This window comes from Cellulomonas sp. IC4_254 (genome assembly GCF_011603975.1).
Lineage (GTDB): Bacteria > Actinomycetota > Actinomycetes > Actinomycetales > Cellulomonadaceae > Cellulomonas.
In genome coordinates, this window is sequence record NZ_JAANNB010000237.1 from 1 (window position 1) to 5,019 (window position 5,019).

At 78.6% G+C, this 5,019-nt stretch carries 6 protein-coding genes; 3 read left to right on the forward strand and 3 right to left on the reverse strand.

The annotated features are described in order from the left end of the window. Nucleotides 1-251 precede the first annotated feature (251 nt). Entirely contained in the window at nt 252-968 is a 717-nt protein-coding gene (locus G6556_RS16920) for a histidine phosphatase family protein (RefSeq protein WP_166944023.1), read from the forward strand. Beyond that, nucleotides 961-1,827 carry an NAD(P)H-hydrate dehydratase gene (locus G6556_RS16925; protein WP_166944025.1) on the forward strand — a complete coding sequence of 289 codons (867 nt, stop codon included), beginning with the start codon at nt 961-963 and terminating at the stop codon, nt 1,825-1,827. Before G6556_RS16920 ends, G6556_RS16925 begins: the two co-directional genes overlap by 8 nt. A gap of 1,241 nt (nt 1,828-3,068) precedes the next feature. Here G6556_RS16925 and G6556_RS16930 read toward each other — a convergent pair. Continuing rightward, nucleotides 3,069-3,716, reverse strand: coding sequence for an RNA polymerase sigma factor (locus tag G6556_RS16930; protein ID WP_166944026.1), 648 nt, complete (start codon nt 3,714-3,716; stop codon nt 3,069-3,071). 19 nt (nt 3,717-3,735) lie between these two features. Next, on the reverse strand, nt 3,736-4,149 hold the full coding sequence (locus tag G6556_RS16935) for a peptidase inhibitor family I36 protein (RefSeq protein WP_166944028.1): 414 nt from the start codon (nt 4,147-4,149) through the stop codon (nt 3,736-3,738). A 79-nt stretch (nt 4,150-4,228) separates the two neighbouring features. Between G6556_RS16935 and G6556_RS16940 the strand changes: the two genes are divergently transcribed. Beyond that, nucleotides 4,229-4,711, forward strand: coding sequence for an NUDIX domain-containing protein (locus G6556_RS16940; RefSeq protein WP_346774962.1), 483 nt, complete (start codon nt 4,229-4,231; stop codon nt 4,709-4,711). Between the two features lie 20 nt (nt 4,712-4,731). On the opposite strand, the gene G6556_RS16945 is transcribed toward G6556_RS16940, so the two are convergent. Beyond that, nucleotides 4,732-5,019: ATP-binding protein (locus tag G6556_RS16945; RefSeq protein WP_240934669.1), on the reverse strand; the 288-nt coding region annotated here is incomplete at its 5' end.

The window sequence follows — 5,019 nt, forward strand, 5'->3', positions numbered from 1 at the left end:
CGGGAGCGTGCTCCCGGGGGCCCGTGCGGCGGCCCCGCCCGAGCCGCCCCCTGCGGGCTCGGACGGTGCCGCCGCGCGCGGGCCGGTGCCCTCCGCACCGGTCGTGCGCGTCACCCGTGTAGTCCGCAGGGATCGGCGATCCGTCACGTCGCTGTCGTGTGACCTCGATCACATCAGGTCGCGGTCCGCCACAGCCGCGACGACCCGCTCCCCCGGATGCGCGGCGCGAGGGCTGCTGCGACCGTGGGGGCATGACCAGCAGACTCGTGCTCGTCCGCCACGGGGAGAGCGAGGGGAACGTCGCCGCCACCCGCGCCGAGCGCGCCGGCGCCGAGACCGTCGGCGTGCCCTGGCGCGACGCGGACACCCCGTTGTCCGCCACCGGCGAGGAGCAGGCGCGGGCGCTCGGCGCCCACCTGGCCACGCTGCCGCCCGACGAGGCGCCCGAGGTGCTGTGGTGCTCGCCGTACGTGCGGGCCCGGCGCACCGCGGAGCTCGCGCTCGACAAGGCCGGCCTCCCGCTGCGCACGGTGGTCGACGAGCGGCTCCGGGACCGCGAGCTCGGCATCCTCGACGGGCTGACCAGCCACGGCGTCGACGCCCGGTTCCCCGACGAGGCCGCCCGCCGCGACCGGCTCGGCAAGATGTACTTCCGGCCGCCCGGCGGCGAGTCCTGGTCCGACGTCGCGCTGCGGCTGCGCTCGTTGGTGGGCGACATCGAGCGGCGCGAGGAGGGCCGGCGGGTGCTGGTCGTCTGCCACGACGCCGTCATCTGGCTGCTCCGGTACGTCTGCGAGGGGCTGACCGAGGACCAGCTGATGGCGCAGGTCGCCGAGCACAGCGTCCGCAACGCGTCCGTGACCGTCCTGGCCGGCGGCCCGGACGGCTGGCGCGCCGAGGTCGTGGACGACGTCGCGCACCTGGCCGGGGCCGAGGTCACGGAGCACCCGGGGCAGGGCGATGAGTGACGCGCCCGCCCTCACGCCGGCGCTGCTGCGCGGCTGGCCGCTGCCGTCGCGGGACGGCACGAAGGACGTCCGCGGCGGGGTGCTGGTCGTGGGCGGCGCCCGCCGCACGCCCGGCGCGGCGGCCCTCGCGGGCCTGACCGCGCTCCGGATCGGCGCCGGCCGGCTGACGCTCGCGGTCGCCGAGTCCGTGGCCGCCCCGCTCGCCGTGGCGACGCCGGAGGCCGGCGTGCTCGCGCTGCCCGAGGACGCCGACGGCTCGCCGACCGGCGCCACGCCCCCGCACCTGGCCGCGGAGCTGGAGCGCGCCGACGCGGTCGTCGTCGGTCCCGGGCTGGACGAGCCCGAGGGCGCGGCGGCGCTGGTGCGCGCCGTCCTCGGTGCGCTGGCCGGCCGGGACGCGGCGGTGCTGCTCGACGCCTTCGCCCTCGGGGTGCTGCCGGGCCTGCGGGACGAGGTCGTGCTGCCGGAGGGCCGCACCGTGCTCACGCCGAACACCGCCGAGGCGGCGCGGCTGCTGGGCGTCGACGAGGTCGACGGGGACGACGCCGCGGCCCGGGTGGCCGACCGCTGGGGTGCGGTCGTCAGCTGCGCGGGCACCATCGCGCACCCGGACGGGCGCCGGTGGACGTCGGCGACGGGCTACCCCGGGCTGGGCACCTCAGGCAGCGGCGACGTGCTCGCCGGTGCCGTGGCGGGGCTCCTCGCCGGTGGCGCCCCGCCCGAGCAGGCCGCCTGCTGGGGCACCGCCGTCCACGGCTCCGCCGGCGACCGCCTGGCCGCCCGCGTCGGACCGCTGGGCTACCTGGCGCGCGAGCTGGCCGACGAGGTCCCGGCCGTCCTGGTCGAGCTGCAGGCCTGACGGCGCGGCGCCCGGCACCGCACCTCCGAGGTCCCCGCCGCCGGGCTCGGCGACCCGGTCCGCGCCGACCACGTAGCGGAACTGGGTCACGGTGGGCTCGTCGATCCCGGCCGGCGCGGAGCGCAGCGTGATCTCCTCGTGCCCGGACATCCGGCCCGTGCCGGCGTCGACCAGCAGCACCTGCACCGCCTCGATGCCGTCGGTGGCCGGGCCGCCGGGGATGCCGAGGGCCACCGCGCGCCGCCCGGTCCGGTCGGTCACCTCGCCCGCGAGGGTGACGCCCGGCTCGTCGGCCAGGACCGCCCACAGCGTCGACTCGAACGCCGAGGACAGCACGTACGGGTCCGAGACGATCGCCGCGGCCCGGTACAGGCACCACGCCGCGTACGCGGAGTCCGGACCGCAGCCCATCGCCGCGCCGCCGGCCACCTCGAGCAGCTCGCCGCGCAGCGTGGCCGGGTCGTCCGACAGCGACGAGAACAGGTCCGGGTCGAACGAGCCCGCGGGGATCCGGTCCACCGTCGCGTCGGCGGGCGCCGTGTCGATCGCGGTGAGCCGCCCGCCCTCGCCGAGCTGCTGCCCGCGCCACTCCGCCGCCACCATCGAGCCGTCCGGGCTCAGCCAGGTCTCCCGCACCAGCGGGTCGACGGTCGAGGTCGGGTCGCCGTCGTCGCCCACGCCGGCCGTGAGGTACCAGGCCTGCGACAGCACGTGCTGCACGTCGCCGGCGGGCTCGGGCTCCGGCTGGTCGGCCGCGGTGTCCGCGAGCGCGAGCAGGGTGTCGTGCGCCGGCTCGCCGCCACCCGCCGCCAGCTCGGCGGGGGTCACCGGGAACGCCAGCATCGGCGGGGAGCCGTCCGCGACCGCGGCGGGCGGGTCGTGCAGCGGGAGGAGGGCCAGCACGGTGCCGCCGACCGCGGCCGCGGCGACCCCCGCCGCGGCGGCGACCCAGCGGCGGGCGCGGCGGCGCGGGGCGCGCAGGGGCACCACGGGGGCGCCGTCGACGCCCTCGGGGGCACGCCCGTCCGGGTCGACGTGCGGCGGCCGGGCCGAGAGGTCGCCTGGCGCGCGGACGCCGGCCCGCGCGGCCGGGTCCGAGGCCAGGATGCGCGCGAGCAGGTCCTCGTCGCCCGGGTGCGCCGCGGGCGACGGTGCACCGGCGCCGTGCGCGGCGAGCAGGGCACGCAGGGCCTCGGCCTCGGCGAGGGCGTCGGGCAGCGCGGCGTCGCGGTCGTCGTCGGTCATCGGCCCCTCCCCCCGGGTCGCGCCTCGTCCGTGCCGTCGTGCGTGCTGCCCTCCGGTGCCGGACCGCCCGGCGTCGGGCCGTCGGGCGTCGTGCCGCCCGGCGTGGTGCCGTCGAGCGCCGCGGCCAGCCGGGCGCGGGCCCGGGACAGCCGCGAGGTGAGCGCGGTGAGCGAGCAGCCGAGCACCTCGGCCGCCTCGCTCGGCGTGAGCCCCGCCCACACGGTCAGGGACATCGCCTCGCCCTCGGCCGGAGGCAGCTGCGCGAGCAGCCACCGGGCCAGGTCGTCGCCGGCGAGCCGGTCCGACGGGTCCGCGACCGGCGTCCGGGTCGGCTCGGCCGCCGCCACGCCCACGACGGTCCGCAGCTGGCGGCTGCGCTGCTCGTGGACGTGCTTGATCTTGTTCCGGGCCACCCCGAACACCCACGGACGGAGCTGGTCGCCGGTCCGGGGCGCGTCCGCCCAGCGCCGCCAGAGCACCAGGAACGTCTCGGCGACGACGTCCTCGGCGAGGTCGTCAGGGACCTGCCGGCGGGCGTACCCGCGCACCTGCGGGGCGAGCAGCCGGTAGGCATCGGCGAACGCCTCGGCGCCGCCGTCCCCCGGAAGGGCGCCGTCCGCGCCCTCGTCGCCCCCTGCCCCCACGCCGTCCTCAGGTCGCTCGTCAGCATGTCGTCCCACTCATCGTACGGACCGAGAGGGTGCCGACCGACGCGACCGGCGTCTGGGTGCCGGCGTTCCAGCAGGTGACGGTGCCCGCGCCGCCCGAGCCCGAGTAGGTGCGCACGTCGACGGCCATGCGGTTCCACACGGAGCCCGCGCTCGCGAGGGACGTGTTCTGCAGACCGGTCGTGCCCGTCGACCAGAACGTCCCCGAGTAGCCGGCGCCGCTCCACAGGCAGAACCGCCCGGCCACGCACTGGCTGCTGCTGTAGGCGGTCACCTCGACCGGCCCGGTCCCGTCGTCGCCGTCCGCCGCACCCGCCGGCGCCGCGAGGGCGGAGAGCAGGAGGACGACCGCGCCGACGAGGGCGACGCGGAGGCGGCGGACGGAGGTGGGCTGCACATGGGGTGTCATCCCGGCATCGTCGCCGCGCGTCACGTGGCGCTCATGTGAGATGCGTCACACGCACGCCCTCGTGGCAGAGTCGGGCCCCGTGACCGATCGCTACGCACCCGACGACCACCTGGGCCACCGCTCGCTGCTCGTCGCCGCCGCCTACGTGCTCCTGCTCCGGGGGGACGACGTCCTGCTGCAGCTCCGCCGCGGCACCGGCTACATGGACGGCCGGTGGGCGACGCTCGCCGGCCACGTCGACCCCGGCGAGTCCGTGCACGAGGCGGCCGTGCGCGAGGCCGCGGAGGAGGCCGGCGTCCGGGTCGACCCGGCCGACCTCGAGCCGGTGACGACGCTGCACCGGTTCGAGCGCGGCGGGCCGCAGGTCGAGCAGCGGTGCGACTGGTTCTTCGTCGCGCGGCGCTGGTCCGGCGACCCGGCGGTGGCCGAGCCGGACAAGGCCGCCGAGATGCGCTGGTTCCCGCTCGGCGCGCTGCCGGACCTCGTGGTGCCGCACGAGCGGCTGGTGCTCGACGGCGTGCGCGGCGGGCGGCTGCCCGCGGTGCTGTCGCTGCCGTCCTGACGCCCGACGCGCGGGGCGGGTCAGGGCAGGCGGAGCTCCGCGCGCAGCCCGGGCGCCCCGTCGGTGCGGTCGGCCAGCACCACGTCGCCCCCGTGCTCGCGGGCGATCTCCCGCGCGATCGCCAGCCCGAGCCCGCTGCCACCCCCCGGGCGCGCCCGCGCCGCGTCCAGCCGGACGAACCGCGCGAACGCCCGCTCGCGGTCGGCCGCCGGGACGCCCGGGCCGTCGTCCACCACCGCGACCAGGCCGTCCGCCACCTCGACCCGCACGACCCCGACCGCGTGGCCGAGCGCGTTGTCCACGAGGTT